This is a genomic window from Methylobacterium nigriterrae (assembly GCF_037106235.1).
Taxonomy (GTDB): Bacteria; Pseudomonadota; Alphaproteobacteria; order Rhizobiales; family Beijerinckiaceae; genus Methylobacterium; species Methylobacterium nigriterrae.
Map to the genome: position 1 here is coordinate 1 of NZ_JBAWTG010000318.1, position 1,991 is coordinate 1,991.

The 1,991-nt window shown below is 68.5% G+C and carries 3 protein-coding genes and 1 pseudogene; 1 reads left to right on the forward strand and 3 read right to left on the reverse strand.

Features of this window, described 5'->3' with window-relative positions:
- Positions 1 to 6: 6 nt before the first annotated feature.
- Complete coding sequence (locus WDW90_RS36615; RefSeq protein WP_336492643.1) at positions 7 to 126, forward strand: MarC family protein; 120 nt, start codon at positions 7 to 9, stop codon at positions 124 to 126.
- A gap of 364 nt (positions 127 to 490) precedes the next feature.
- Here the strand turns inward: WDW90_RS36615 and WDW90_RS36620 are convergent, their stop codons facing one another.
- The 3 genes and pseudogenes from WDW90_RS36620 to WDW90_RS36630 all read right to left on the reverse strand — a co-directional run.
- Entirely contained in the window at positions 491 to 874 is a 384-nt protein-coding gene (locus WDW90_RS36620; protein ID WP_336492641.1) for an SPW repeat protein, read from the reverse strand.
- A 157-nt stretch (positions 875 to 1,031) separates the two neighbouring features.
- Complete coding sequence (locus WDW90_RS36625) at positions 1,032 to 1,775, reverse strand: NADH dehydrogenase ubiquinone Fe-S protein 4 (RefSeq protein WP_336492642.1); 744 nt, start codon at positions 1,773 to 1,775, stop codon at positions 1,032 to 1,034.
- Between the two features lie 26 nt (positions 1,776 to 1,801).
- Positions 1,802 to 1,991 (reverse strand): annotated as a pseudogene (locus tag WDW90_RS36630) (hypothetical protein); the annotation flags it as partial.

Below are 1,991 nucleotides of genomic sequence, written 5' to 3' on the forward strand. Positions count from 1 at the left end.
GTGCTGATGCGCTGGCTGGGTCGGACCGGCTCAGACGTTGCCGGCCGGATCATGGGGGTGCTGCTCGCGGGCCTTGCGGTGCAGTTCGTATTCGACGGGCTCCGAGGTGGGCTTATACCCCCGTGACCCGCCTGGCGGGCTCGTGACGATTAAATCGACTTCAGGGGGCGTTCTGGCCTTCTCGCAGCGCCGTACCATCTTCACCCACTCCTCTGCCGCCGGTGCGACAAGCGCGAGTGAGGCTGTCGGACTGCCCGGGAGCCTTTGCCCTGCGCTCGAACCGTTCTCCTGCGGGCGCGGCTCCGCACAGCCTCCGGACGCGGCAGTTGCCTGACGGGAGCTGCATCAAAGCAGTCGTGGATCGGCTGACCGTCCCGACCAGCCTCGCCGACCTGCGCCGGGTAGCGGAGATCGAGCAGCGCACGGAACTGCAGAGGGGCCAGCATGACGGGCAAGCCTCCCGCCACGATGCCCGTGAGCACGAGGCCGGTCAGCATGCTGTGCCTCCGCCGTTCTGGGGGGCGCAGCCGCGCCGGCATCCGCGAACAGGCAGGCTGCCCGCCTGACCGGGAGCCGTCCTGCTGATCCAGAGCTCGGCGACCGCAAGCGCGGCGACTCCAAGGCCGACCATGTGGTGGATGCGACTGAGTTGCGACAAACCCTCAAAGTGGAAGAGCCAGGGCACGGCCGCCAGCCAGAAGCCGGCAGCGACCTGCGTCCACGCCTTCCACTCACGGAAGCACAGGGCGGCCGAGGCGCCGAGGCGCGTCACGAGCGCTCCGCCGAAGACCGCGCTCCACAGCGCGGTCCGGTCAGAGGTTTCGGCCAACATCCACGGCGAAGCAATCAGAACCAGGCCGAGCCCGGCGCTCACCAGATTGCAGACGGCACGATAGGTTCTCGTCTCTCGCCCCAACATCACTGACCCTCCTTCTCGGAAGCAAAGGTCGATCGTCCATCCCTTGTCCGGCGAGCAGGCCCGAGCGGCGCCTGCGCGACTGCGAACGAACTGTATGCGTGGTCTCCTTCGTTCAGGCGGCGACGAGCTCCATCTCCTGCTGCAGCAACGGGACAGCCGCAGCCGGCGCGAACGGCTTCGGCCGCCATGTCTCGCCTAGGCTCAGGAGGGCAGCCTTGACCTCGTCGAGGCGCGATGGCTCGCCCTCCGCCATGCCCTCCGAGGCAGCCACCTCCTTCAGATACTCGTCCCAGGCCCAGCGCTGGAGGATCTCGCGCTTGCACCCATTCATCAGCCGGGGGTGGCCGAGCACGTCCGCAGGCCTGCTGAAGACGGCAGCGGGATTGATCAGAGCACGCTCAAGGTCTGGCAGCTGCGCCCGCTCAGCAGCGCTACAGGCATGGCCAGCCGCCGAGCGGACCGCAGCACCCAGTCCCCGCCCAAAAGGCGCCGGGCGTCGGTTCCACTGCCAGGGTGGGACCAGCCTGACCTCAGTGACCCGCTCAGGCTCCGGCTCCACTTTGTAGTCGAGACCTTGGCGCTCCGCGTAAGCCACTGCCTCCGCTCTCGTGGCGAAGGTGAGCTGCACCTCTGTTGCGAGCGGGTCGTCGCCGCCGGTCCAACCCATCAGCTCATCGATCTCCGGCGGCGTGCGCCGCTCGAAGCTGAGGATCCAATCAGTCGCGTGCGCGCGGCCCGCCGTTTCGGTCGGCCGCTTGCGACGCCGGATGAGCGCGTGCGCACCTGCAAGCCAAGGGGCCGGATTGGGGTCCAGCGGTGGGCGGTTGTGTCCGATGCCGATTACCTGTTCCTGCATGGTTGCCTCTCGATCCGATGTTGCGATCACGATCCGAAGGCGCCCAGATACGCCGCGCTCTGCACGCCGTAGCTGGCGGCGAACGAGAGCAGCGCCGCGTCCCAGGCGGTCAGGTGCGGGCTGTCGACCGGCGGCCCGGCCTGCGTGATGGCCAGGCCGAGCCAGGCGAAGCCCGCCAGCGACAGCAGCGCCGCAAGGGTGATAGGCATGGTCGGC

What these genes read in the sequence shown, in the direction of transcription:
- WDW90_RS36615 (WP_336492643.1), top strand. Translation starts at nt 7, where the DNA reads ATGCGCTGGCTGGGTCGGACCGGCTCAGACGTTGCCGGCCGGATCATG.
- WDW90_RS36625 (WP_336492642.1), bottom strand. Translation starts at nt 1,775, where the DNA reads ATGCAGGAACAGGTAATCGGCATCGGACACAACCGCCCACCGCTGGAC.